Source organism: Mesoflavibacter zeaxanthinifaciens subsp. sabulilitoris (genome assembly GCF_014191595.1).
Taxonomy (GTDB): Bacteria; Bacteroidota; Bacteroidia; order Flavobacteriales; family Flavobacteriaceae; genus Mesoflavibacter; species Mesoflavibacter zeaxanthinifaciens.
On record NZ_JACHWV010000001.1, the window covers coordinates 310,628 to 336,132 of the forward strand.

23 protein-coding genes are annotated in these 25,505 nt (G+C 31.2%); 16 read left to right on the top strand and 7 right to left on the bottom strand.

Going from position 1 to position 25,505, the window contains the following annotated elements:
• The first annotated feature begins 44 nt into the window (after positions 1-44).
• The gene (locus FHS04_RS01475; RefSeq protein ID WP_106678040.1) at positions 45-881 is read left to right on the top strand and encodes a CvfB family protein; all 837 of its coding nucleotides are present in this window, start codon (positions 45-47) and stop codon (positions 879-881) included.
• Here the strand turns inward: FHS04_RS01475 and FHS04_RS01480 are convergent.
• Positions 868-1,299 carry a hypothetical protein gene (locus FHS04_RS01480; RefSeq protein WP_106678038.1) on the bottom strand — a complete coding sequence of 144 codons (432 nt, stop codon included), beginning with the start codon at positions 1,297-1,299 and terminating at the stop codon, positions 868-870. The genes FHS04_RS01475 and FHS04_RS01480 overlap by 14 nt on opposite strands.
• Before the next feature lie 291 nt (positions 1,300-1,590).
• Here FHS04_RS01480 and FHS04_RS01485 point away from each other — a divergent pair, with 291 nt between their 5' ends.
• The 3 genes from FHS04_RS01485 to FHS04_RS01495 are packed head-to-tail and all read left to right on the top strand — an operon-like array spanning position 1,591 to position 4,238.
• Positions 1,591-2,430 (top strand): 1,4-dihydroxy-2-naphthoyl-CoA synthase, encoded by an 840-nt coding sequence (locus FHS04_RS01485; RefSeq protein WP_027878857.1) that lies wholly within the window; start codon positions 1,591-1,593, stop codon positions 2,428-2,430.
• Between the two features lies 1 nt (position 2,431).
• Entirely contained in the window at positions 2,432-3,337 is a 906-nt protein-coding gene (gene menA, locus FHS04_RS01490; protein ID WP_106678036.1) for a 1,4-dihydroxy-2-naphthoate octaprenyltransferase, read from the top strand.
• Positions 3,338-3,347: 10 nt separating this feature from the next.
• The gene (locus tag FHS04_RS01495) at positions 3,348-4,238 is read left to right on the top strand and encodes a hypothetical protein (protein WP_106678034.1); all 891 of its coding nucleotides are present in this window, start codon (positions 3,348-3,350) and stop codon (positions 4,236-4,238) included.
• 4 nt (positions 4,239-4,242) lie between these two features.
• On the opposite strand, the gene FHS04_RS01500 is transcribed toward FHS04_RS01495, so the two are convergent.
• Both FHS04_RS01500 and FHS04_RS01505 read right to left on the bottom strand, forming a co-directional pair.
• Positions 4,243-5,034: an SDR family oxidoreductase gene (locus FHS04_RS01500; RefSeq protein ID WP_106678032.1), complete on the bottom strand. Its 792-nt coding sequence runs from the start codon at positions 5,032-5,034 to the stop codon at positions 4,243-4,245.
• Complete coding sequence (locus tag FHS04_RS01505) at positions 5,018-5,923, bottom strand: sterol desaturase family protein (protein ID WP_106678030.1); 906 nt, start codon at positions 5,921-5,923, stop codon at positions 5,018-5,020. Before FHS04_RS01505 ends, FHS04_RS01500 begins: the two co-directional genes overlap by 17 nt.
• Before the next feature lie 64 nt (positions 5,924-5,987).
• Between FHS04_RS01505 and FHS04_RS01510 the strand changes: the two genes are divergently transcribed.
• From FHS04_RS01510 to FHS04_RS01535, 6 genes are all read left to right on the top strand, one after another.
• Positions 5,988-7,022 carry an o-succinylbenzoate synthase gene (locus tag FHS04_RS01510; protein ID WP_106678028.1) on the top strand — a complete coding sequence of 345 codons (1,035 nt, stop codon included), beginning with the start codon at positions 5,988-5,990 and terminating at the stop codon, positions 7,020-7,022.
• A 3-nt stretch (positions 7,023-7,025) separates the two neighbouring features.
• On the top strand, positions 7,026-8,009 hold the full coding sequence (locus FHS04_RS01515) for a CPBP family intramembrane glutamic endopeptidase (RefSeq protein ID WP_106678026.1): 984 nt from the start codon (positions 7,026-7,028) through the stop codon (positions 8,007-8,009).
• Positions 7,993-9,078 (top strand): AMP-binding protein, encoded by a 1,086-nt coding sequence (locus FHS04_RS01520; RefSeq protein ID WP_106678024.1) that lies wholly within the window; start codon positions 7,993-7,995, stop codon positions 9,076-9,078. The genes FHS04_RS01515 and FHS04_RS01520 overlap by 17 nt, the downstream gene beginning before the upstream one ends.
• Before the next feature lie 93 nt (positions 9,079-9,171).
• Complete coding sequence (locus FHS04_RS01525; RefSeq protein ID WP_106678022.1) at positions 9,172-9,822, top strand: vWA domain-containing protein; 651 nt, start codon at positions 9,172-9,174, stop codon at positions 9,820-9,822.
• Positions 9,823-9,833: 11 nt separating this feature from the next.
• Positions 9,834-11,939 carry a VWA domain-containing protein gene (locus FHS04_RS01530; RefSeq protein WP_106678020.1) on the top strand — a complete coding sequence of 702 codons (2,106 nt, stop codon included), beginning with the start codon at positions 9,834-9,836 and terminating at the stop codon, positions 11,937-11,939.
• A gap of 82 nt (positions 11,940-12,021) precedes the next feature.
• Positions 12,022-13,677 (top strand): SulP family inorganic anion transporter, encoded by a 1,656-nt coding sequence (locus FHS04_RS01535; RefSeq protein ID WP_106678017.1) that lies wholly within the window; start codon positions 12,022-12,024, stop codon positions 13,675-13,677.
• A gap of 4 nt (positions 13,678-13,681) precedes the next feature.
• On the opposite strand, the gene FHS04_RS01540 is transcribed toward FHS04_RS01535, so the two are convergent.
• Positions 13,682-15,664, bottom strand: coding sequence for a DUF3352 domain-containing protein (locus tag FHS04_RS01540; protein WP_106678015.1), 1,983 nt, complete (start codon positions 15,662-15,664; stop codon positions 13,682-13,684).
• A gap of 3 nt (positions 15,665-15,667) precedes the next feature.
• Positions 15,668-17,311, bottom strand: coding sequence for an acyl-CoA carboxylase subunit beta (locus tag FHS04_RS01545; RefSeq protein ID WP_106678013.1), 1,644 nt, complete (start codon positions 17,309-17,311; stop codon positions 15,668-15,670).
• Between the two features lie 161 nt (positions 17,312-17,472).
• Here FHS04_RS01545 and FHS04_RS01550 point away from each other — a divergent pair, with 161 nt between their 5' ends.
• From FHS04_RS01550 to FHS04_RS01560, 3 genes are read left to right on the top strand one after another with little or no spacing between them, the layout of a single operon-like run.
• The gene (locus FHS04_RS01550) at positions 17,473-18,009 is read left to right on the top strand and encodes an NADPH-dependent FMN reductase (RefSeq protein ID WP_106678011.1); all 537 of its coding nucleotides are present in this window, start codon (positions 17,473-17,475) and stop codon (positions 18,007-18,009) included.
• A gap of 4 nt (positions 18,010-18,013) precedes the next feature.
• A complete protein-coding gene (locus tag FHS04_RS01555) occupies positions 18,014-18,457 on the top strand; it encodes a MarR family winged helix-turn-helix transcriptional regulator (protein ID WP_106678009.1) in 444 nt (147 codons plus the stop codon).
• A gap of 34 nt (positions 18,458-18,491) precedes the next feature.
• Entirely contained in the window at positions 18,492-19,208 is a 717-nt protein-coding gene (locus FHS04_RS01560) for a pirin family protein (RefSeq protein ID WP_106678007.1), read from the top strand.
• A 53-nt stretch (positions 19,209-19,261) separates the two neighbouring features.
• Here FHS04_RS01560 and FHS04_RS01565 read toward each other — a convergent pair whose 3' ends face one another.
• On the bottom strand, positions 19,262-20,410 hold the full coding sequence (locus FHS04_RS01565) for an MFS transporter (RefSeq protein WP_106678005.1): 1,149 nt from the start codon (positions 20,408-20,410) through the stop codon (positions 19,262-19,264).
• 289 nt (positions 20,411-20,699) lie between these two features.
• Between FHS04_RS01565 and FHS04_RS01570 the strand changes: the two genes are divergently transcribed.
• On the top strand, positions 20,700-20,882 hold the full coding sequence (locus tag FHS04_RS01570) for a CAL67264 family membrane protein (RefSeq protein WP_027878875.1): 183 nt from the start codon (positions 20,700-20,702) through the stop codon (positions 20,880-20,882).
• 33 nt (positions 20,883-20,915) lie between these two features.
• Positions 20,916-22,607 (top strand): energy-dependent translational throttle protein EttA, encoded by a 1,692-nt coding sequence (ettA, locus tag FHS04_RS01575; protein ID WP_106678003.1) that lies wholly within the window; start codon positions 20,916-20,918, stop codon positions 22,605-22,607.
• A gap of 364 nt (positions 22,608-22,971) precedes the next feature.
• Here ettA and FHS04_RS01580 read toward each other — a convergent pair whose 3' ends face one another.
• Positions 22,972-23,763, bottom strand: coding sequence for an MBL fold metallo-hydrolase (locus tag FHS04_RS01580; RefSeq protein ID WP_106677999.1), 792 nt, complete (start codon positions 23,761-23,763; stop codon positions 22,972-22,974).
• Positions 23,764-23,930: 167 nt separating this feature from the next.
• Here FHS04_RS01580 and FHS04_RS01585 point away from each other — a divergent pair, with 167 nt between their 5' ends.
• Entirely contained in the window at positions 23,931-25,277 is a 1,347-nt protein-coding gene (locus FHS04_RS01585) for a coiled-coil domain-containing protein (protein WP_106677997.1), read from the top strand.
• Positions 25,278-25,505: the final 228 nt, after the last annotated feature.

A 25,505-nucleotide genomic window follows, 5' to 3' on the forward strand; every position in this document is an offset into this window, starting at 1 on the left:
TACACATTTCTGTAACGCTTTTTTTATATGCTTACATTTGCAAAATGATACAAATAGGAGAATATAATACACTTGAAATTTTAAGAGACACACAACCAGGATTATTTCTTGGTGATAGTGAAGGTAACGAAGTATTGTTGCCAAACAGATACGTACCAGAACATTTTGAAATAGGAGATAAGATTGAAGTATTTGTTTATCTAGATAATGAAGAACGTATCATAGCAACAACAACAAAACCTTACATTAAAAACGGAGAGTTTGCAATGCTACGTTGTAATGAGGTTTCTAAATATGGTGCTTTTTTAGACTTTGGTTTAGTAAAAGAATTATTCTGTCCGTTTAAAGAGCAAGCTTTCCCGATGAAAAAAGGAGGTTGGTATTTAGTAAGGTGTTATATAGATGAAAAAACAGAACGTCTAGTAGCTTCAAGTAAAACCAATAGATTTCTAGATAATACTAATCTAACCGTAGAACAGTTTGAAGAAGTAGATTTAATAGCATCACATCCAAGTGATATTGGTATGAATGTTATTGTAAATAATATACACTCAGGATTAATTTATAAAGACAATATTTATCAAGATATAAGTGTTGGAGACAAGCTAAAAGGAATAGTTAAAAAAATTAGACCAGGTAATAAATTAGATATAACTCTAGGTCAAATAGGTTACAGAAGTATAGAGCCTAATGCAGATAAAATCTTAGAAGAATTAAAAGATAACTCTGGTTTTTTACCTTATAATGATAAATCTAGTCCAGAAGATATTAAGGATGCTTTAGAGATGAGTAAAAAAAGCTTCAAAAAGGCAATAGGTACACTTTATAAACAAAAATTAATATTAATTAAAGAAGATGGTATACACCTTAACCAACATTAAACTGTCTATACTTACTTTGATTTCTTAATCTACACCAATTTATAGCTTCATATAAATCATTAAATCTTTCCATCTTAAACCTAAAGAAAAATTTTTCCATTAAAGCACTTTGCCAACTACTTTCAAATTCTGTAACTATAGCATAACCATTTAATTTTAAATTTCCTTTTTGAAATTTTAACCAATCTTGTGGTTTAACAGAGTATTTGTTAACTCTATTAGATATGTAACAAATCTGTTTTCCAGAAGGATAATGTTTTAAAGCTTCATGTATAATTTCTTGGGCTTCGTCCCATGTATAGGTAACACCTTCATTAATTTCAGAAATTATAATTCCGTCTAAAAAATAAAAGATACCACTATCAGATACATAAACATCTTTTATTTGATTGGCTAAGTTTGTGTTTTCAACTTTCATAAAAATTAATAGCGTTAAATTTCTTATAGTTCAAAAATATTTCATTGGTAAATGAAACCATAAATTCAGGGTCAATTAAAATAAACTTTCGATAAAATTCACTTTTATAACGACAAACAAAAATAAAATGAAGAATAAATTATGTGTCTGTAACTGTTTGAAAATTAGTTTTTTTAACACCTAAAACGTTTTAGATTTGTAAGAATTAAGCAAATTACTTACAAGTTATTTCTTGGTAAAACACACTAAAATTATATAATTACTTATTTTTACATTATAAAAAATAACATCATGAGCCAAATTAATTGGGAAACAGCCAAAGAATATCAAGATATAACTTATAGAAAATGTAATGGTGTTGCACGTATTGCATTTAACAGACCAGATGTACGTAATGCGTTTAGACCACAAACAACAAAAGAATTATACGATGCTTTTTATGATGCAAATGAAGACACATCAATAGGTGTAGTTCTTTTATCTGCAGAAGGACCATCTTCTAAAGATGGAATTTATAGTTTTTGCTCTGGTGGCGATCAAAAAGCTAGAGGACATCAAGGTTATGTTGGAGAAGATGGTTACCATAGGTTAAATATTTTAGAGGTACAACGTTTAATTAGATTTATGCCAAAAGCTGTAATAGCTGTTGTACCAGGTTGGGCAGTTGGTGGCGGACACAGTTTACACGTGGTTTGCGATCTAACTTTAGCAAGTAAAGAACATGCCATTTTTAAACAAACCGATGCTGATGTAACTAGTTTTGATGGTGGTTATGGATCTGCATATTTGGCAAAAATGGTAGGACAAAAAAAAGCACGCGAAATTTTCTTTTTAGGAAGAAATTATTCTGCCCAAGAAGCGTATGAAATGGGAATGGTAAATGCAGTTATACCACATGCAGATTTAGAAGACACTGCTTACGAATGGGCACAAGAAATTTTAGCTAAATCACCAACATCTATCAAAATGCTAAAGTTTGCAATGAATTTAACAGACGATGGTATGGTTGGACAACAAGTTTTTGCAGGTGAAGCTACACGTTTAGCTTATATGACTGACGAAGCAAAAGAAGGTCGTGATGCCTTTTTAGAAAAACGTAAGCCTAATTTTCCTAAAAAATGGATTCCTTAAGATGAAAAACACTTTAAAATGGATATCTGCAATGCGCTTGCGTACGCTACCATTATCAATATCAGGAATAATTATAGCGTCTTGTTTTGCAGAATATAATGGTGTTTTTGATATAAAAATATTTGTATTAGCTATTTTAACAACACTTAGTTATCAAATCCTATCCAATTTAGCTAACGATTATGGAGATGGTGTAAAAGGCACTGATAATGATGATCGTATTGGACCACAAAGAGCATTACAAAGCGGTGCTATCACTAAGGAAGAAATGTTTAATGCAATAAGAATAAACATATTAATATCTATAGTTTTAACTGTGGGATTGGTCTATTATTCTTTTGGATCGGATAATCTTCTATTAGCTTTACTTTTTTTTGGTTTAGCAGGACTGGCAGTTAGAGCTGCTGTTAAATATACTGTTGGTAAGTCAGCGTATGGCTATCGAGGAAAAGGAGATATTTACGTATTTATATTTTTTGGTTTAGTAAGTGTTATAGGTTGTTATGTGCTTTATGCTAAGCAGATAGACCATGTAGTAATTTTACCAGCTATTAGTGTTGGTATGTTAAGTACAGCAGTATTAAATCTTAATAATATGAGAGATATAATCTCTGATACAAAATCAAATAAAATTACATTAGCGGTCAAATTAGGTAAAGAAAAAGCAAAAAACTACCATTACTTTTTAGTTGGAGGCGCTATGATTTGTGCTCTTGTTTTTAGTGTTTTATATTATACTTTTTCTCCTTTTAGTTTATTATTTATCATTTCTTACATACCATTACTTATACATTTATCTAAGGTTAAAAAAGTATCAAATCCAAAAGATTTTGATCCTGAATTAAAAAAACTAGCTTTATCTACTGTATTATTTAGTGTACTTTTAGGTGTAGGTTATTTGTTGTAAATTTTTTTATATGAAACTATTTAAACTTATCGTTTTATCTTTATTGCTTTCTAGTTGCCAGTATAACCAGTCAGTAAATAAAGACTTTAGCACTGATACTTACACTAGAGGAAAAGGTCTTGCTTGTAACAATGTTTATATGACTATTAATGATGTAGAGGATAACAGAAATGAAATTATTTACGGAGAAAAAATAAAGTTTGTTTTTGATAATATATCAGGATTTAAAGTGGTCGAAGAGAAAGCATATCCTGCAATGTCAATTTATGTTGTTAAAAACCAAAAAGATACGGTTTTAAATATTCCAAATACGATTAAAGATATATCAGTTAATGGTACAGACTTAAAACCATTGCAATTACAAGCTCATATAACTGCAGGATTACCTTATTCTAAAAATGAGACATATAAAGTTTTTGTAGATATATGGGATACAAAAGGTAATGGCACTTATAATCTAGAAATGCCTTTTACGGTTAAAGAAAATGACCTTTTAAGAGTAAAGACTGAAGGGCTAGAATATTCTAATGTTTATTTATGGGACCAAAGCAAAGAGCAAGTATTGACAAGCAAAGATAATTTTAAATTTGGTAAAGAGTATTTATTATTTATTGAAGGTTTAGATGGATTATCAGTTAAGGACAGTCTTGTATATCCAATGTTTTCTTTAGATATTATTGATAATGATAAAGAGGAAATCTTATCAAGCAGTAATTTGTTTAATGTTAGTGAAACTAAAGGAGTATCGTACAATGATATAAAAGAAAAATTTTATGTAAATTTTAGTTTTACAGAAGGTTACTTGTCTAATCCTTGTAAATTAAAATCTGTTGTTAAAGATTTATATTCAGAAAATGAAATAAGAATTTTAACAGAAATTAATATAGAAACTCAAGAATAGCTATTTACCTGACATCACTTTTAATAACTAAACGATGTAATAGTTTAGGAAAAAATCGTTTTAAATAAACTCCAAAAATTTCCTTTTTACCAATATATACTTCAAATTTTTCCTTTTGTATGGCTTTAATCATACGTTTACTAAATTCAGAAACTGTTAATCCTTTTTCAGTTGCTTGATCTTGTTTATTTTGTAAACTTCCATCACCTATTAAAGCATTTTTTGCAATATTAGTATTGACAAAACCAGGACAAACAATAGTTACTTTTATATTGTCTTTTTGATGTTCCATACGTAAAGCATCAAAAAAACCGTGTAAAGCATGTTTTGCGCCACAATATCCAGATCTGTAAGGAGAACTAAATTTACCCATCAGACTTGTAACCACTACAAAATGCCCATTTTTATTTTTGATAAAATGTGGTAGTAAAGCTTTACTTAAAGCAACAGTACCTAAATAATCAACGTCTATCAATTTTTTGTCTACACTAATATCTGTATCCACAATTAATGATCGTTGACTAATACCACCATTATTAATTAAAATATCAATATTTCCAAAGCAGTTAACTGCGGTTTCAACAACAGCTTTTATGTTATTAATTTCAGCTAAATTAAAAGGAATAACAGCTACATTTTCAGGCGTTTTACAGGTTAGTTTTATAGCTTCTAATTTGGCTTTATTTCTTGCAGAAATAATTAACTTACAATCCATATTAGATAAATGTTCAACAAGACCTTTTCCTATTCCACTAGAGGCACCAGTTATCCAAACAACTTTATTGTTGAAGTTCATTTTGTCTATTTTTTAACCATTCATTTCTTAAATCATCGCTTAGTTTTCCTGTACCATCGTGTTTCCAACCTGGTGGTTTTATTAGATAATTAATTCTATTTTTTAAAGAAATTTTATGTTTAAAAGTATCTTTAAACATAAAAAACCATTCTATAAAAGCAACTTTTACAGGATTATAAGTTTTAATGTTGCTAACTAATCCATAGATCACCTTTTCTTCATCTAATTCTTGTTGAAATGTTCCAAAAAGTTTATCCCAAATAATTAAAATACCAGCATGGTTTCTGTCTAAATAAATAGGATTGCTTCCATGATGTACTCTATGATGCGATGGCGTATTAAATATAGCTTCAAACCATTTAGGCATTTTGTTAATAGCTTCTGTATGTATCCAAAATTGATACAGTAAACTTATTGACATTTGAAGTAAAATCATACCAGGATGAAATCCAACTAGAGGTAACCATAACCAAAAAATAAAGGTGTAAAAACCACCAGACCACGTTTGCCTTAAAGCTGTACTTAGGTTATAATGTTGAGAAGAATGATGAACAACATGCGAAGCCCAAAATAAACGACATTGATGTGATATACGATGAAACCAATAATAACTAAAATCGTCAGCAAAAAAGATTAAAACAAAACTCCACCAAGTAACAGGAATCGTAAAAAGCCTAAAGTTATCATACACAAAATAAAAAGCAGCAATAACAATAGCTTTGCTTATAAAACCAAGTAAGACATTGCCAATGCCCATACTTAAAGACGTTACAGAGTCTTTAGTTTGGTAAGATTTTAAATTTAATCTAACAGTATAGACCACTTCTACAACCATAGCTATTATAAAAAAAGGAATAGCATATAGTATGATATTGGGAAATTGATGCATTATAATTTGGGTTATATATGCACTAAAAATACAAAAATAATTACCTATTTTTGAAACTAACTTTATGAAAGCAACCTACAAAAAACATATTTTAAATTTTAAAGTGCCTAGTAGTACATCTAGAGGTATTTTAAAAACCAAAGAAACTTGGTTTATAATTATAGAAAATCATGGTAAAAAAGGTATTGGAGAATGTGGAATTTTAAGAGGCTTAAGTGCAGACGATAGACCAGATTACGAAGCACAATTACAATACACTTGCAATAATATTGAAAAAGGTTTAGATGTTCTTTATTCTGAAAACGAAGAATTTCCTAGCATTCAAATTGGATTAGAAATGGCTTTTAAAAGCTTAGAAGCTAAAGACCCTTTTATCTTGTTTCCATCTAATTTTTCAAAAGGTAATGACTCTATTCCGATCAACGGATTAATTTGGATGGGAGATAAGTCCTTTATGAATCAACAAATCAAACAAAAAATAGCAGATGGTTTTGATTGTATAAAGTTGAAAATTGGCGCTATAGATTTTCAAACAGAACTTGATATTTTAAAAGGAATTAGGCAAAATTTCAGCGAAAGCGATATAGAAATAAGAGTAGATGCTAATGGCGCTTTTAGTATTGATTCTGCTTTAGAAAAACTTAAACGCCTATCTGACTATAAATTGCATTCTATTGAGCAGCCAATAAAACCAAACCAATGGGATCAAATGGCAAAACTTTGTGAAAAAACGCCTTTGGCGATAGCTTTAGATGAAGAATTAATAGGTGTTTTTAATGAAGAAAATAAGCAAGAATTATTAAGCACTATCAATCCACAATATATCATCTTAAAACCAAGTTTTATAGGTGGTTTTAAAGGCAGTGATACTTGGATTAGTCTTGCCGAAAAACAAAATATTGGTTGGTGGATTACTAGTGCTTTAGAAAGTAACGTTGGACTTAACGGTATTGCACAATACACGTATTTAAAAGGTGTCACAATGCCACAAGGTTTAGGGACAGGTAGCTTATTTACCAACAATATTTCTTCACCATTAACAGTAAAAAATGGTACATTGCAATACAATACAAATTTAAATTGGGACTTTAATTTTTAACCTATGGATTATATAAAACAAGCTTTTTACGCTAAGCATGATGTATGGCGTTATATTGTTGGATTATTAATAATATTAGTTGCTTGGCAGTTTGTTGGCGCTATACCTTTAATGATTGCTTTAGTATTAGCAGTCGTTAAACAAGGAGGCAATTTAAATAATACGCCAACAGATATAGCAGGGTTGGTAGATCTTTTAGGTCAAAATAGCTTTTTGGTATTAATGTTAATCTCGTTTTTAATTGGTCTTATAAGTTTATTTTTAGTTGTTAAATTTATTCATAATCAATCCTTTACTTCATTAACAACAGCTAGAGCAAAAGTAGATTGGAAGCGTGTATTCTTTTCGTTTTTCTTTTGGGGAATTATATCATCTGCTATGGTGGTTTTAGACTATCAATTAACACCAGAAGATTACGTGTGGAATTTCGATTTACAAAAATTCTTAGTTTTAGCAGTTATCGGTATCGTGTTGCTACCATTTCAAACCAGTTTTGAAGAATATTTATTTAGAGGTTATTTGATGCAAGGTATTGGTGTTATTGCAAGAAATAGATGGTTACCACTTGTAATTACTTCAGTAATTTTCGGCGTCATGCACATTGCAAATCCAGAAGTAGAAAAACTAGGTTATGTTATTATGGTATATTATATAGGTACGGGTTTTTTCTTAGGAATCATAACTTTAATGGACGAAGGTATGGAGCTTGCACTTGGTTTTCACGCAGCAAATAACTTGTTTACAGCATTACTGGTAACTGCAGATTGGACAGCTTTACAAACAGATTCTATTTTAAAAGACATTTCAGAACCTGGTGAAATGGCTTTAGGAGAAATCTTTGTTCCGGTGTTTATAGTGTTCCCAATTCTATTATTTATTTTTTCTAAAATGTATAAATGGAATAACTGGAATGATAGATTATTTGGTAAAGTTGAAGCTCCAGAATTAGATATAACTACAGATATTGGCAATGACACCAACGTATAAAAACATTCATAATCGTTTTAAGTTAAACGGTACACATTACAATTTTGAAGATTTAAAAGAAGTCGCTTATAGTTTTATTAAAGAAGGCTTAGATTTTGAAAAGCAAATAGGAGACTTTTTAAATCATTGGCAAGATGATAGCGAGTTTATCGATGTAAAAACTTCAGGATCTACAGGTCAGCCAAAAACCATTAGTTTAAGTAAACAAGCTATGGTAAATTCTGCAATAGCTACAGGAGATTATTTTGGGTTAGAACCAGGTAATACAGCCTTAATGTGTCTTCCTGCAAATTATATAGCAGGAAAAATGATGTTAGTCCGTGCACTAATTTTAGGTTTAGAAATTGAAGTAATCGAACCAAAAACAAATCCAGTTTTTGATAACGAAGTGCACTACGATTTTTGTGCAATGATACCTATTCAAGTACAAAAAGCAATACAAAGATTAGATCATATTAACACGTTAATAATTGGTGGCGCTTCGGTAAATTATCAATTAAAAGAAAAGCTTCAAAATTTAAAAGTGAATGCTTATGAAACTTATGGAATGACCGAAACCATTACTCACGTTGCTGTAAAAAAGCTAAATAACTTCAATACAGATAAGGATTATAATACTGTTGAAGCGTCTTATTTTGAGACCTTACCAAATATCAAAATATCGCAAAACAAATCGCAATGTTTAGTTATTGATGCACCAAATATTTTAGAGGAAACAATAGAAACAAACGATGTTGTAAAATTACATTCTGCAACTAGCTTTGAATGGTTAGGACGTAAAGATAATGTGATTAATTCTGGTGGAGTAAAACTGTTTCCAGAACAAATTGAAGCCAAATTACAGCCTCAAATAGCTTCACGATTTTTTATTTCAAAAGAAAATAATGATAAGTTTGGAGAGCAAGTTATACTTGTTGTAGAAGATAAAGATTTCAACTTAAAATCTTCAGATTTAAAAGATTTATCTAAGTTAGAAGTGCCTAAAAATATCTACACTGTAGATAAATTTATAGAAACATCTTCAGGAAAAGTAAACAGAGGTAAAACATTACAACTACTTCAAAAGTAGACTTCACTCAACAAAAAATACACTTTACTCAATAGTAGTTTTATAAGTATTGGTTTGATTATAGTTTAGTTATAAACTTTAAAACCAAGGATTATGAAAACAATTCTATCATTAGTATTATTTCTGTTTTTAACGGTCATTAATGCACAAGAAACAACGCTCACAACTAAATCTTTAAAACTTGATAATCTAATTTCATTTGTAGCAGACAATTTTCCTTTGCAATCAGAAAATAATAACGAAGATGACGAAGTTTATGAAGAAGAAGTAACTCAATTAAACTATCAAGTTACTTTTTTATTAGAAACAACAATTTCAAATTTTTCTGATGAAGATGAAATTATATTAAAGCAAGCCTTTAAATTTTTATCAAATAGATTAAGTAAAGAAGATAAGCTTTCAATAGTCGTTTATTCTGGTCAAAACGGATTATTATTAGACAACCAATCACCAAAATCACTTAAAAAAATTCTTCATGCATTAAGTGATGTAAAAAAGAATATCATCGAAGAGTATGATGATGGAATTGAAGACGCTTATTCTCATGCAAACTCAAATTTCAACACAGAATCTCATAATATTTTAGTTATGGTAAGAAATCCAGATGCTAAAGTAGAAACTAGTGAAACAGAAGAAATTGTTGAAACCTTAAAAGCAAACGGAGCAAAAACTAAGGATAATAGTATCGTGCTTTTAACAGCTATTTCATTACTACCAGAATTAATCGAAGTTATTAAAAAATAAAACCATCAATTATGAAACTATTTTTAAAATCAATTTTAGTACTTTTTACAATAGTACAAATACAAGCACAAGAAAAAGTAATAAGCGGTGTTGTCTCTGATGAGAATGGGTTACCATTACCATCTGCAACCGTTTTAGTTAAAGGAACATCAAATGGCATTCAAACCGATTTTGACGGAAAATACACTATAAAAGCACAACTTGGAGATTTATTAGTATTTAGTTACGTTGGTTACAATACAAAAGAAGTTACAGTAGGATCTTCTAATACAATAAATGTTAGTATGGTACCAGATAATAATTTAGACGAAGTTATCGTAGTTGGTTATGGTACAACTAGACATCGTGTAAAAAAAGAAAGAATAAAAAATGCTAGTCAATTAGTTAGTAACAAACAGCAAGAATCTTCTAATGTCACTCAAGCTTTAACGGGACAAGTGGCAGGTGTAGCTGTAATAAATTCTTCTGGACAACCTGGTAATACAGCTAATATTAGAATTAGAGGCTATAATTCAATTAATGATAACGAACCTTTATACATAATTGACGGAAAAATTTCTAGCAAAGACGATTTAAATACTATTAAAGCAAGAAAAGTATCAGAAGTTAAAGTTGCTAAAAATTTTGTTGGACAAGCACTTTATGGAGACAAGGGAAAATACGGAGTGGTTTTTGTAAAAACTAAAAATAGCAATTATGTACTACCAGATATAGAAAGTATTGAAAACGAATCTTACACAAAAATTCACGAGAACAAGTTTAAAACTGTAAGTGCTTCGCCATTATCAACATTTTCAATAGATGTAGATAAAGCAGGTTATAGCAATGTAAGACGCTTAATTAATAACGGTCAATTTGTACCAGCAAATGCTGTGAAAATTGAAGAAATGGTTAATTATTTCAATTATAATTATCCGCAACCAAAAGACGAGCATCCATTTTCTATCCATACAGAAGTCGCAAAAACACCATGGAATCAAGACACAAAATTGGTTAAAATTGGATTACAAGGTAAAATTTATGAAAATGAAAATTTACCAGCAGCCAATCTTACATTTTTAATTGATGTATCTGGTTCTATGGGAAGTCCAAATAAGCTAGGATTATTAAAACAAGCATTTAAATTATTAGTAAATCAGCTTAGAGAAAAAGACAAAGTATCTATCGTGGTTTATGCTGGAGCAGCAGGAGTTGTTTTAAAACCAACATCTGGTAAACATAAAGATAAAATTATTGAGGCTTTAGATAATTTAGAATCCGGCGGTTCTACAGCTGGTGGCGCAGGTATACAATTAGCATACAAATTAGCACAAGAAAACTTTAATAAAAAAGGCAATAACAGAGTGATTTTAGCAACCGATGGTGATTTCAATGTTGGCGCATCTTCAGATCAAGATATGGAAGATTTAATTACTGAAAAACGTAAATCTGGCGTATTTCTTTCGGTTTTAGGTTTTGGTTATGGAAATTACAAAGATTCTAAATTAGAAACTTTAGCCGATAAAGGTAACGGTAATCACGCTTACATAGATACAATGCAAGAAGCTAGACGTATTTTTGAAAGTGAATTTGGCGGAACGTTATTTACCATTGCAAAAGATGTAAAATTACAAGTAGAATTTAATCCAAATAAAGTACAAGCCTACCGATTAATTGGTTACGAAAATAGATTATTAGCAGACGAAGATTTTATTGATGATACTAAAGATGCTGGCGAATTAGGTGCAGGACATACCGTAACAGCACTTTATGAAGTGATTCCTGTTGGTGTAAAAAGCGAATTTATTAAAGATGAAATAGATTTAAAATACACAGACAAAAAAGCAAATAACAATTATTCTGATGAGTTGTTTACAGTAAAATTCAGATACAAAAAACCAGACGAAGATACGAGCATAGAAATGGTTCATGTTCAAAAAGATGAAACAACAGAAGCTTCCGAAAACATGAATTTTGCTAGCGCAGTTGCTTTATTTGGTATGCAATTAAGACAATCTCAGTTTTATAATAACGCATCTCAAGATTTAGTGATACAATTAGCAGAAAAGGGAAGAGGAGAAGATAAAAACGGTTATCGTGCAGAATTTATTAGACTCGCAAAAACACAAACATTTTAATTAATTGTTAATGAATTTAGAACTAGATTGTATTTTTAATTTTTAATCATTTATTTTTACGGTCTAACTTAAAATACAATCTATGAGTTCTAAATTTTACGATTTTAAAAACTTAAAAGGAGATTTAACTGGCGGATTAGTAGCTGGTGTAGTTGCTTTACCTTTAGCATTAGCATTTGGTGTACAATCTGGTTTAGGTGCAATTGCAGGACTTTATGGCGCAATAGCGGTTGGTGTTTTTGCTGCTATTTTTGGTGGTACAGCAACACAAGCAAGTGGACCAACTGGTCCAATGACGGTTGTTTCTGCAGCATTAGTTGCTGCTTCCATAGAAATTACCGGTAGTTTGGAAGCTGCAATGCCAATCATAATTCTTACGTTTTTATTAGGTGGAATTTTTCAGATTGTTTTTGGATTTTTAAATATTGCAGGTTACGTTAAATACTTTCCATATCCTGTAGTTTCTGGATTTATGAGTGGCGTAGGATTAATAATAATTATCCTTCAGTTGTTCCCATTTGTAGGTTTAAGTTCGGCTAAATCTACATGGTTAGTCATGCAGGATTTACCTAGATTGTTTTCTGATTTTAATTGGCAAGCTTTAGTGTTAGGTGTCATAACAATTATTGTTTATTTTGTTTTTCCGTATATAACAAAAGCGATTCCTAGTGCTTTGGTTGCTTTAATTTTTTCATCTGTATTATCATTTTTGTTAAAATGGGACGTACCAATTATTGGCGAAATTCCTTCAGGTTTACCAAGTTTACAAGTTTCTGGATTATTTTCAATAGATGCTAGTGCTTATGCTTTAGTGTTAGAATACGCTTTGGTTTTAGCTGTTTTAGGCTCGATAGATTCGTTATTAACTTCAGTTATTGCAGATAATATGACCAAAACAAAACACAATAGTAACCGCGAATTAATTGGTCAAGGAATTGGTAACTCAATTGCTGCAATTTTTGGTGGTATTCCTGGTGCTGGCGCAACCAAAGGAACAGTGATAAACATAAATTCTGGCGGACGTACAAGATTATCTGGCGCAACACACGGTTTGTTTTTATTAGCGGTTTTATTAGGTTTAGGTAAGTTAGCAGCATTTATTCCGTTATCGGTTTTAGCTGGATTATTAATTCCAATTGCGTTTAAAATTATTGATGTTAAAGGCTTAAAACATTTACTAGTTGTACCAAGAGCAGATGCTGTAGTTTTAATAATTGTTTTATTAATTACCACATTTGGTAGTTTAATACAAGCAGTAGGAATTGGATTGTTATTAGCCTCTTTATTATTTATGAAACGCGCTAGTGATATTGGTGAAAAAGGTATGGAAGTTGGTACTTTGGCTGGTTTTGATGGTGAAAAACCTTGGCAAGACGAAAAAGAATTTTACGAAGCGCATAAGGACAAAGTATACATTAAACACCTTTATGGACCGTTATTTTTTGGATTTACCTCTCATTTTCAAGATGAAATCGCAAACATTCCTGAGCAAGTAAAGGCGTTAATTATTAGATTAGATCGTGTACCATACATTGATCAATCTGGTTTATATGCTTTAGAAAATGCAGTGTTAGAATTAGAACAACGTGGTATACAAGTACTTTTAACAGCTGTACAAGAACAACCAAAAGACAAATTAATATCTATAGATATTGTACCAGATTTAATATCTGAAGCACATATTTTTGATACTATAGAAGATGCTTACGCGTATTTAAGAACACATTTTAAACTATAGCCGTTTACAACCTATCTTTGTAGACCAAATCTTCGTTTAGATTGTAAGCTCTCCAAAGTCCGACTTGTTTGTCTTTTCGGTATTTACCGCTAATTTTTAAAATACCATTTGGATAAAATTCTTGGTATTTACCGTGTTTTAAACCGTCTTTAAGTTCGACTATAATATGTGGTTTTCCGTTAGCGTAGTTTTTGGTGAATGTTTTTGCAGTTAAGTCTGTTGGATATAATTCGGCAACATTAAATACTGTGTTTTTATCTAAATTTTCTTTGGTAATTTCTATAGAATAAGATGAAGTATATTGCTTTTCTTCTTTAAAGGTGAAATTGTTTTTAACAGATTCTAAATCATCGTATTGTATAACAATTTTACTGCTAAAAAACTTGTTTTCTGGTGTTAATTGTAATCCAATTTGAGGAAAACAAATAAAGTAATCTTTGTTAGCTTTTAGTTGTTTTTTGGTGTCATTATCTACAAATTGGTAAGCCGAATTATATAAACTTGGCGTGTTAATGTAGGCAAAAACACTTGATCTATTTTCAAATCTATCTTCAAAATCTATAAAAGCTTCAAAATTAGTAAGCGTTTCTTTGTCAATGTAAGTGTTTATAATACTTTTAAGCGTGTTTGGATGATTGCTAAACACCACATAATCATCAATTATAGTGAAGTAAGGCTTTTCAATATCTTCAAATAATCCGCCTAAAAATAGCTTAAAAAAGCCTTTAATTTGCATGAAATTAATAGCGTAACCTTTGTAGTTTATTTCTTTGAATTTTACAGGACTTCGTTTTCTAATTTGTTCTAAAACAAAACCCAAATTTTCTTTAGCATCATCTTTATGTTTTGCTTTTAAAACTAAAGCGACATCTTGTTTAGATTGCGAAACCGACGAATGTAATTGAAGTAAAGCCACTTCATCATCAACCCAATTTATAAAGTGTCTTTTAATGTTTATTTTAAGGAAACTTTCGACTTGCTCTATACCTTCGGTATAAGATTTAAATTGTTTTGGGTTTTCTTTTTGAAGCGCTTCAAAATTCTGATAAAATTCAGAAAAACGACTAAAACCAAAGCTAAGGTACAATGCGGTTTGTTTTGGCGCTATTCCGGTAATGCTGCGTCCACCTTTACCTGATTTTTGTAAGGCTTTAAGGTAGATACCAGCATTTGGATTAACATTTGTAATTCCATTTGCGGTAATGATATTTTTATTTAAGTCGAAACTAAAGCCACTAAACGCTAAACTTTTACTAATTGATGTGGTTAGTGTGTTGGGTTTATTGGAGAATACTTTGACAAATTCATCTAAATAATCATATTGAAAATATAGACGAAACATATCATCACCGTCGACTTCTTTTTTAACCTCTAAAAAATTAAGATTCCTACCAATTTCTGGTTCTAAAAATTGATCAATAGAGGCTTCTACTAACGTGTGCACGTAGGACGCAATCATTTGATTTTTAATAAAACTTATGTATAGCGTTTCGTGTGTTTTGTTATCGTAAACTTCAGTGATTTCATGAGTTTTATAATCTCGTTTACTCACTTTGTAATTGTTGTTTACAACAGTATTTAAATGCGACTTTAATACATTTAACCGAGATAGTTTTTGTAGGTCGACTACATAAAAAAAGCCATATTTTTTTGGCGCATACACGTGAGCAGAAACTAAAACATCTCTGTTACCAATACGATTAAAAACCGATTCTTTTTCTTTAAAAATAGAATCGAGTTTATTTAGATTTTTAGCAAGCGTATTAAAATAGTCGTTAGTGTTTAGATGTTGCCAAATTTCACTTTCACTAATGGTAGCCCAATTATCTACAGGTTGATCGGTTTCGATAACATAAACCGCATCTTTTGGTACTAAATATATGGATTGAATGTTATCGTTTGTAGCAAAGTAAAACACATAAACTTGATACAAACAAAAAGCTATAAACAATACTCCTAAAGCAGATAAAATGGGGCGTTTTTTCATTAATTAAACTTGTAAAACACCCATATTAAAAGGTTTTTCGATAGGCGAGTGGTTAGCTGCTTCTATACCCATACTTATCCATGTTCTTGTATCTAACGGATCTATAACTGCATCTGTCCAAATACGTGCTGCAGCGTAATAAGGTGATACTTGATTGTCGTATCTCGCTTTTATTTTATTAAATAATTCTTCTTCTTTTTCTTTAGTAATGTCTTCACCTTTTTTCTTTAAAGAAGCAGTTTCTATTTGTAATAAAACTTTTGCAGCGCTATTACCACTCATAACTGCTAACTCTGCACTTGGCCAAGCAGCGATTAAAGTAGGATCATAAGCTTTACCACACATTGCGTAGTTACCAGCACCATAACTATTACCAACTACAATTGTAAATTTTGGAACAACAGAATTACTAACTGCATTAACCATTTTGGCACCATCTTTAATAATTCCAGAGTGTTCACTTTTGCTACCAACCATAAAACCGGTAACATCTTGTAAAAACACTAATGGGATTTTTTTCTGGTTACAATTAGCAATAAATCTGGTTGCTTTATCTGCGCTATCATTATAGATTACTCCACCAAATTGCATTTCGGTTGGTTTGGTTTTAGAGCCTTTAGTTTTTACCAATGTACGTTGGTTGGCTACAATACCTACAGCCCAACCATCAATACGCGCGTAAGCAGTGATAATGGTTTGTCCGTAACCTTCTTTATATTCATCAAATTCAGAATTATCTACTAAGCGTTTGATAATTTCTTTCATATCATATTGATCGGCGCGAGATCTTGGTAAAATCCCATAAATATCTTCTGGATTATCTTTAGGTTTTTTAGCTTCTATACGATTATAACCAGCTTTATCATAATCGCCAATTTTATCTACAATTCGCTTAATTTTATCTAAAGCATCTTTATCGTCTGCAGCTTTATAGTCTGTAACGCCACTAATTTCGCAATGCGTAGTTGCACCGCCAAGAGTTTCGTTATCTATACTTTCTCCAATTGCAGCTTTTACTAAATAACTACCAGCAAGAAATATACTTCCGGTTTTGTCTACAATTAAAGCTTCATCACTCATAATAGGTAAGTAAGCGCCACCAGCAACACAACTTCCCATAACAGCAGCAATTTGTGTAATTCCCATACTACTCATTACCGCGTTGTTTCTAAAGATGCGACCAAAATGTTCTTTATCTGGGAAAATTTCGTCTTGCATTGGTAAATAAACACCAGCAGAATCTACAAGGTAGATAATTGGTAATCGGTTTTCTATAGCAATTTCTTGCGCGCGCAAGTTTTTCTTTCCTGTAATCGGGAACCATGCACCAGCTTTAACTGTAGCATCGTTAGCAACAACGATACATTGTTTACCACATATGTAACCTATTTTTACAACAACGCCACCAGAAGGACAACCACCATGTTCTTTATACATGTCTTCTCCTGCAAATGCACCAATTTCAATAGATTTTCTTTTGTTATCTAAAAGATAATCAATACGTTCTCTTGCTGTAAGTTTGCCTTTTTCATGATGTTTAGCAATACGCTTTTCTCCGCCACCAAGCTTTACTTTAGCTAATTTTTTCTTTAGTTCTGAGACTAATAATTTATTGTGATCTTCGTTTTTATTGAAGTTTAAATCCATAGAATGTCATTTTTTCACGAATTTACAAAAAGTAAATGCTTTTTAATACAAAAAATGTAATACGTTAATTAATTCATAAAATGTTACCGTTGTAAATATATTCCTTGGAATATAAATTTATATTTCCTAATTTTGTATTAACAAACAAAAAGATATTTACAATGAAAAAAATAATAGCTTTTGCAGGAAGTGATAGTAAAACATCTATTAATAAGCAATTAGTAACATATGCTTCTAAATTAACTAATGGTTTTGAGGTTGAAATTTTAGACCTTAATGACTATCCATTACCAACATATAGTGTAAATATTGAAAAGGAGTCAGGTTTTCCTGAAAATGCGAAGTTGTTTTTAGAAAAGTTAAAGACTGCAGATGCTTTTATAATTTCTCTTGCAGAGCATAATAACGCTTACACAGCAGTTTTTAAGAGTTTAATGGATTGGTTATCTAGAATAGAGTTAAATTTCTTTTTTAACAAACCTTTACTTTTAATGAGTACTTCACCAGGAGCAAGAGCTGCAATTTCGTCTTTTAGTATGGGTGAAGAAAGGTTTCCAAGACATTCGGCAGAGATTGTTTCAACATTTAATTTACCATCTTTCAATGATAATTTTAAAGATGAAAAAATTATTGATGATGCATTAAATGAAGAATTAAAGCAGGCGGTAGATAAATTAACATCAGTTTTAAATAAATAATAATATGTCAAGTTTTTCAGAAGCTATAAATTCATCTTTTAAAGATAATAGAGTTAAGGCTATGCTTAATATTCTATATACTGCAAATTGGATTTCTAGTCATCAAAATGAATTTTTTAAACAGTTTGGATTGTCTCCACAACAATATAATATTTTAAGAATTTTAAGAGGCGCTAAACAGCCAATTAAGGTACAAACTATTAAAGAACGTATGGTAGAACGTGCGCCTAACTTAACACGACTTACCGATAAATTATGTGATAAAAATTTAATAGAACGCATCCCTTTTGAAGGTGATAGACGTGTTGTTTTGATTGGTATTACTAAACAAGGATTAGAATTATTAGAAAAAATAGATCCGCAAAGTCCACAATTAAATTTATTAAAAAATTTAAACGAAGAAGAAGCTAACCAACTTAGTGACTTATTAGATAAAATGAGGAATTAATATTGGGAAAATATTGCTAAAAGAAAAGAAAAAAATGAAAACAATTGTACACAAAGCAGAAGATCGTGGATATGCAAACCACGGATGGTTACAAGCTAATCATAGTTTTAGTTTTGCTAATTTTTTTAACCCAGAAAAAGTTCAATTTGGAGCTTTAAGAGTCTTAAATGACGACATTATAGCTCCTAGTATGGGATTTAGTACACATCCACATGATAATATGGAAATTATTACCATTCCTTTAAAAGGAACTTTAAAGCATAAAGATTCTATGGGAAATAAGTGGGAAATGGTTGAAACAGGTGAAGTACAAGTAATGAGCGCTGGAAGTGGCGTTCAACATTCTGAAATGAACGCCAAAACAGACGAGTATTTAAATTTATTTCAAATTTGGATATTTCCTGATAAAAAAAATGTAAACCCACGTTACGATCAAAAACATTTTAATGCAGAAGATAGGCAAGGTAAATTACAAACCTTAGTTTCTTCTATAGATAATAATGATGAAGGTTTAAAAATTCATCAAAATGCTAAGTTGTCAAGAATTGATTTATCAAAAGATGAATCTTTTACCTACAATCTTATAAGTGAAAATCATGGTGTTTATATTATGACTATTTCTGGAAGTTTTTCAGTAGAAAATAATCAATTAGAATCAAGAGACGCAATAGGTATTTATGATACAAAAGATTTTTCCTTAAAGACTAAGGAAGACACTCAGCTTCTGTTCATAGAAGTACCGATGAGCTAATACATTTTTAAAGTATAATTTATAAAAAAAGCACTCTAAAAAGAGTGCTTTTTTTATTTATGTTTTCTAATTAGAATAATGATTCCCGCAAGAAGAATTCCTGTACCAGCCATAGCAGCTCCAACCCAATCTGCAGAGGTATAACCGTAACCCATTGCAATTGGTAGTCCTGCAAAATACGCACCAGATGCATTACCAATATTAAATGCACTTTGATTTAAAGAAGAGCCTAAGGTTTCAGAGCCTTTTGATGCTTTTATTATCAATAATTGTATAGGTGTTGAAATTGAAAAAGCTACAACACCGATAATAAAAGTCATTACTAAAACCATTATTTTATCATGTGCCGCATATGTATTGATGATTAAACAAATAGCCATCATAATTAATACAATAGTTACAGCATAAAGCGACGAGAATTTTTCAGCTAATTTAGCACCAACAAAATTACCTATAACCATACCTAAACCTGCCAATATCATTGCATAGGTAACAATATCCTCAGTGTGATGAGCCACTTCTGTGATTAACGGAGCTATATAACTATACCAAGCAAAAAAACCGCCAGTTCCAATAGTTGTTAAAAGAACGATTAACCAAAGTTCTGTACGTTTAAAGATTTTAAATTCTTCCAAAAAGCTTTTATCAGAAGAATTCTTTAAAAATGGCATCCAAAATTTAACACCTAGTACAGCCATAATACCAACTAAACCAACAAGTAAGAAAGATACACTCCAAGAAAAGTTTTTTCCTAAATAAGTACCTAGTGGTACACCTAAAAGGTTAGCAAAGGTTAGTCCACAAAACATAATAGCTATACCTTGTGCTTCTTTACCAGGTTTAGATAATTTACCAGCAACAACAGCACCAATACCAAAAAAAGCACCATGTGGTAAACCAGATAAAAAACGTAATATAATGAATGAATTATATCCAGTTGCAAAAGCAGATAAGGTGTTAAACACCGTAAACCAAACCATTAAACCCAAAAGCATTTTGTTTGACGGAAATTTGCTTCCAAAAGCTGTTATAGTTGGAGCACCAACAACAACACCTAATGCATAAGCAGATATAAAATGACCTGCAATAGGAATACTTACATTAAAAGCAGTTGCTACATCTGGTAGAATTCCCATAATAACAAATTCAGTAAGTCCAATTCCAAATCCGCCAATTGCTAAAGACAGTAAGGCTTTATTCATATAAAGAGGTAGTTTAAGGATAAAACAAGTTACAAATGTAATTTGTACAATTAACTTTAGAATCCTTAATTTTTATAATAATATGTTAATTGAAAACTCTCTAAAATAACCCCTAAAAAATTAATAAATAAAGAAAAAAAGAGAATCACTTTAATTAATTTATAATAGACAAATTGGTAACTCTTGTAATTAAATTTGTGTGTTAGAATTGTAAAAAAGCACTTAAATTATCTGCTTTTTTTACAAAATAAACGATATTTGTTTTTACTAAACTATAAAAGGATTTAAAATGGCAATGAATAAAAATACAGTCTTAGCATGGGCAACAACAATAATGATAATAGTAGGATTAGCGCTAATAGCACTTGGTGCTTTTAGGTATGATGATGTTGCTGGTTGGGGATTTGCTTCTGTAGGAATTGGTTTTTTTGCAATCGCATGGGTATTTAACGCACTTAAAGGTCGCGTATAATTGTAATAAATAATAAAAAATAAGATATAAAATATGTCAGACGATAAAAAAGTAATATTCTCAATGTCTGGTGTTACCAAAACGTTTCAAAGCGCTAATACACCAGTACTTAAAAATATATATTTAAGCTTCTTTTACGGAGCAAAAATTGGTATTCTTGGACTTAACGGTTCTGGTAAATCTACCTTGTTAAAAATCATAGCAGGTGTAGATAAAAACTATCAAGGTGATGTTGTTTTTTCTCCAGGATATTCAGTTGGTTATTTAGAACAAGAACCACAATTAGACGAAGAAAAAACAGTATTAGAAGTTGTTAAAGAAGGTGCTGCAGAAACAGTTGCAATTCTTGATGAATACAACAAAATTAACGATATGTTTGGTTTAGAAGAAGTCTATAGTGATCCAGATAAAATGGAAAAGCTAATGAATCGTCAAGCCGAACTTCAAGATCAAATCGATGCTTCTAATGCTTGGGAATTAGATACTAAATTAGAAATCGCTATGGATGCACTACGTACTCCTGAAGGCGATAAAAAAATAGGTGTTTTATCTGGTGGAGAAAGACGTCGTGTGGCACTTTGTAGATTATTATTAAAAGAACCAGACGTGTTATTGTTAGATGAGCCAACTAACCACTTGGATGCAGAATCTGTACATTGGTTAGAGCATCACTTAGCACAATATAAAGGAACTGTAATTGCAGTAACGCACGACCGTTATTTCTTAGATAACATTGCTGGTTGGATTTTAGAATTAGATAGAGGAGAAGGTATCCCGTGGAAAGGAAACTATTCGTCTTGGTTAGATCAAAAATCTAAACGAATGGCTCAAGAAGGTAAAGCAGCTTCTAAGCGTCAAAAAACATTAGAACGAGAGTTAGAATGGGTTAGACAAGGTGCTAAAGGAAGACAAACAAAGCAAAAAGCACGTTTGAAGAATTATGACAAGTTAATGAGTCAAGATCAAAAACAATTAGACGAAAAACTTGAAATCTATATTCCTAACGGACCACGTTTAGGAACAAACGTTATTGAAGCTAGCGGAGTAAGTAAAGCTTACGGAGATAAATTATTATACGAAGACTTAAACTTTAATTTACCACAAGCAGGTATTGTTGGTGTTATTGGTCCTAACGGAGCTGGTAAAACCACAATTTTTAGAATGATTATGGGTGAAGAAACACCTGATAAAGGAGAATTTAAAGTTGGTGAAACAGCAAAGATTGCTTACGTAGACCAAAGCCATTCTAATATAGATCCTGAAAAAACAATTTGGCAAAACTTTAGTGACGAGCAGGAATTAGTCATGATGGGAGGAAGAGAAGTTAATTCTCGTGCGTACTTAAGTCGATTCAATTTTTCTGGTAGCGAGCAAAACAAAAAGGTGAACTTACTTTCTGGTGGAGAACGTAACAGACTTCATTTAGCAATGACGCTAAAAGAAGAAGGTAACGTATTACTTCTGGATGAGCCAACAAACGACCTTGATGTAAATACACTTCGTGCATTAGAAGAAGGTTTAGAAAACTTTGCAGGTTGTGCGGTTGTTATATCTCACGACAGATGGTTTTTAGACCGTATTTGTACGCATATTTTAGCTTTTGAAGGTGATAGCCAAGTTTACTTCTTTGAAGGTGGATTTAGTGATTATGAAGAAAATAAGAAAAAACGTCTTGGTGGCGATTTAATGCCAAAACGAATTAAGTATAAAAAACTAGTAAGATAGTTTAAAAAAGCCTTCCAAACTGGAAGGCTTTTTTATGAATTAAACTTTATTCTTTAACGTTTTAATTTCTTTCTTCAATTTAAAAATTTTGTAAATACTGATTATTAGTAAACAAAATACTATTAGTAAAGAATAAGACAATATGTCCGCTAGCCTTTCTAACCAAGTTACATCAGTAGTTTCTTGAAATAAAAGAAAAATAGTTAAAACCATTTGAGCATTCATTTTAATAGTTGAGGATATAAATATAATATTTTTCTCTAAATTTCATTTTTGAGGAATTTTTAATTTTGCTAACTGCTAACTGCTAACTGCTAACTGCTAACTGCTAACTGCTAACTGCTAACTGCTAACTGCTAACTGTTTACTGATTTGGATACCATTCCAAAAGCTCTACATTAATATCAGGATTACCTTCATTTACAATAGATTTAAATTTTTCTACATCGCTCAAACCTTCAGTACCTCTAAAATGGTAAGGATAAACGGTTTTAGGTTTAAAATCTAATACAGCACTAGCTGCACTTTCAACAGGCATTGTGTAAGGTAAATTCATACAAACAAAAGCTTTATCAATGTTTTTAAGATTTCTCATTTCTGGGATATCTTCGGTATCACCAGAGATGTAAACACGTTCGTCTCCAAAGGTTAATACATAACCATTTCCTCTTCCTTTTTCATGAAATTTTAAAGCTTCTTCACGTAAATTATACATTGGTATAGCTTCAATATTTATGTCTTTAACAACTGCTGTTTGTCCATTATTCAACACTTTAAACATTGGTTTAAAGTCTTCAGGAAACTTATCTACTACAGCTTGTGGCGCTACTATTATTGTGCCATTAAGATTTAGTTCTTTTAAAGTGTCAATACTTAAATGGTCGCCATGTATATCTGTAATTAAAATAATTGTAGGTTGTTTAAAATCAGCAAATGCTGCTTTGCCACCAGTTGGATCTACATAAATAGTTTCTTCACCATAATTCATTACCATGGTTGCGTGTGTGATTGGTGTAAAATCTAAGCTAGCTTTGGTTTCTTTTTGTTCAATTACTTCTGTTTTAGCCATTTCAGAAGTCGTTTCTTGTTTCGTATTCTCTTTACAACTAGTCAATAAAACAGACATTGAAAGAGTAATAAATAGTAGTTTTTTCATTTTTTATGGTTTTCTTTTAAAGATAAGTATCAATCGATAGAAAAAATAATTTGTAACATTTTTATAACAAATAATACCAATATTATGAGCATTAAATATTTCTTCAACTAATATTTTTTAACGAAATTGCTTACAGAAAATTTGTCCAACCTTAAAACAAAGTATATATGTCTGATGATTTTGACTTATTAGAAACCAACTCTCAAGAAAAAAACGAAAAAGTAGACGTTAATTGGGGAAAAGCAATTGACACCATGAAGTCTAAACTAGCACAAGAAGACGATCCTGAAAGTCGTCAAAAAATTCTTAACGCGACCTTAGATGATGTTGTTCACATGGCAGAAAAAGACCGTACAACACTTTTAGATGCAATTAAAGACTTAACCGATTATCAAGATGAAGTTGGTATACTTTTCGAGCGTTTTTCGTCTTTAAATGAAGACGAGCAAAAAGTTATAGACGATGCACAAAAAGCTTTAGAACGTGCTAAAATCGAACTAGAAGACGCACAAAACAAACCAGATACGTGGTGGAATAACCTTTGGGGAAGAAAAAGCAAAATCAAAAAAGCCGAAGATACTTTAAAAGAAGCCGAAAAAACACGTGCAGCTGCAGATAATAAAGCAAAAGCAATGTTTCAAGAGCGTATAGAAAGTGCAGATGTACAAACCTTATTAAGTGAGCTGTCTTACAAATCTCAAGCTGCAATTACACGATTAAAAAACCGTGAGGTAGAAATCAAAGAAGTAGAGGATAAGTTACAAGATGCCATAGTAGAAGCATCTAAAAACCATACTAAAGCATTAGAGAAAAAAGCTGAAACTGAAGCTAAATTAGAAGAGCAATACGCATTATTAAAACAAGCGCGTCAAGCTTTAGAAGAAGTAGCAGATAAACAATCTACAGAATACTCAGAAGCGTTAGCTAAAGTCACAAAACTTGAGCAAAAAGTAGAAGAATTAGAAGGTCTTAAAAACGCTTACACAACTTTAGCTGCATCAAAAGATAGCTTTGTTCACAAGCATAATTTAACGATTAAAGTTTTAACGTCTTTACGCAGTAATTTACAGACGCATCGTGCAAAATTAAAGTCAGATACAGACGAACGTTTAAAGTACTACGATGGTTACGTAGTAGCGCTTAAAGCACGTACAGACCAAGAGTTTGCGTCTATTTTAGAACATTTAGGAGTAAAAACAGACGAGCATATTGGTGAGACGTTAGCAGCAATGCACACAGCAAGTGCAAGAGCACGTCAAGAGATGATGGACAATATACCAGTTCACGAAAAAGTAATGCAAGGTGTTTACAGTAGTTACGCAGAAGCCTTACAAGAAATCCGTGCTAAAGACGTAGATATTCAAAAGAATTTTGCCGAGCGTTACGGAATCGATATGAAAGAAATTTTTGAAGACTATTACAAAGCAGATGCTAATCAACCTACTGAAGATAATTCTGGAGGCGTTGGTAATGGTGCTCCAAAACAAGACACCGAAGACGATTTATTAGGTTAAAATTGTCACTTCGAGTGATTTTGAGGAACGAGAAATTGTATCGAGAAGATGGGCGTTACCTACTTTTGCTTTTAATGGCAAAAGTAGGTCAGGCTTTCCGCTATATCTTTTTTGCGAATGGTCACTGAGCGTAGTCGAAGTGAAAGTAGCAAAAAAGGATGTCGCTTCAATCCTTAACGCATCACTTAGCCAAGTAAAAGTAAAACGTAAAAGTTAGTCAATATTTAC

Excerpts from the sequence above, each read along its gene's own strand:
- FHS04_RS01520 (WP_106678024.1), top strand. The coding sequence starts at position 7,993 with ATGACACCAACGTATAAAAACATTCATAATCGTTTTAAGTTAAACGGT.
- FHS04_RS01580 (WP_106677999.1), bottom strand. The coding sequence starts at position 23,763 with ATGAAAAAACTACTATTTATTACTCTTTCAATGTCTGTTTTATTGACT.
- FHS04_RS01535 (WP_106678017.1), top strand. The coding sequence starts at position 12,022 with ATGAGTTCTAAATTTTACGATTTTAAAAACTTAAAAGGAGATTTAACT.
- ettA (WP_106678003.1), top strand. The coding sequence starts at position 20,916 with ATGTCAGACGATAAAAAAGTAATATTCTCAATGTCTGGTGTTACCAAA.
- FHS04_RS01565 (WP_106678005.1), bottom strand. The coding sequence starts at position 20,410 with ATGAATAAAGCCTTACTGTCTTTAGCAATTGGCGGATTTGGAATTGGA.
- FHS04_RS01495 (WP_106678034.1), top strand. The coding sequence starts at position 3,348 with ATGAAACTATTTAAACTTATCGTTTTATCTTTATTGCTTTCTAGTTGC.
- FHS04_RS01525 (WP_106678022.1), top strand. The coding sequence starts at position 9,172 with ATGAAAACAATTCTATCATTAGTATTATTTCTGTTTTTAACGGTCATT.
- FHS04_RS01545 (WP_106678013.1), bottom strand. The coding sequence starts at position 17,311 with ATGGATTTAAACTTCAATAAAAACGAAGATCACAATAAATTATTAGTC.
- menA (WP_106678036.1), top strand. The coding sequence starts at position 2,432 with ATGAAAAACACTTTAAAATGGATATCTGCAATGCGCTTGCGTACGCTA.
- FHS04_RS01555 (WP_106678009.1), top strand. The coding sequence starts at position 18,014 with ATGTCAAGTTTTTCAGAAGCTATAAATTCATCTTTTAAAGATAATAGA.
- FHS04_RS01515 (WP_106678026.1), top strand. The coding sequence starts at position 7,026 with ATGGATTATATAAAACAAGCTTTTTACGCTAAGCATGATGTATGGCGT.
- FHS04_RS01540 (WP_106678015.1), bottom strand. The coding sequence starts at position 15,664 with ATGAAAAAACGCCCCATTTTATCTGCTTTAGGAGTATTGTTTATAGCT.
- FHS04_RS01560 (WP_106678007.1), top strand. The coding sequence starts at position 18,492 with ATGAAAACAATTGTACACAAAGCAGAAGATCGTGGATATGCAAACCAC.
- FHS04_RS01500 (WP_106678032.1), bottom strand. The coding sequence starts at position 5,034 with ATGAACTTCAACAATAAAGTTGTTTGGATAACTGGTGCCTCTAGTGGA.
- FHS04_RS01505 (WP_106678030.1), bottom strand. The coding sequence starts at position 5,923 with ATGCATCAATTTCCCAATATCATACTATATGCTATTCCTTTTTTTATA.
- FHS04_RS01530 (WP_106678020.1), top strand. The coding sequence starts at position 9,834 with ATGAAACTATTTTTAAAATCAATTTTAGTACTTTTTACAATAGTACAA.
- FHS04_RS01475 (WP_106678040.1), top strand. The coding sequence starts at position 45 with ATGATACAAATAGGAGAATATAATACACTTGAAATTTTAAGAGACACA.
- FHS04_RS01585 (WP_106677997.1), top strand. The coding sequence starts at position 23,931 with ATGTCTGATGATTTTGACTTATTAGAAACCAACTCTCAAGAAAAAAAC.
- FHS04_RS01480 (WP_106678038.1), bottom strand. The coding sequence starts at position 1,299 with ATGAAAGTTGAAAACACAAACTTAGCCAATCAAATAAAAGATGTTTAT.
- FHS04_RS01570 (WP_027878875.1), top strand. The coding sequence starts at position 20,700 with ATGGCAATGAATAAAAATACAGTCTTAGCATGGGCAACAACAATAATG.
- FHS04_RS01510 (WP_106678028.1), top strand. The coding sequence starts at position 5,988 with ATGAAAGCAACCTACAAAAAACATATTTTAAATTTTAAAGTGCCTAGT.
- FHS04_RS01485 (WP_027878857.1), top strand. The coding sequence starts at position 1,591 with ATGAGCCAAATTAATTGGGAAACAGCCAAAGAATATCAAGATATAACT.
- FHS04_RS01550 (WP_106678011.1), top strand. The coding sequence starts at position 17,473 with ATGAAAAAAATAATAGCTTTTGCAGGAAGTGATAGTAAAACATCTATT.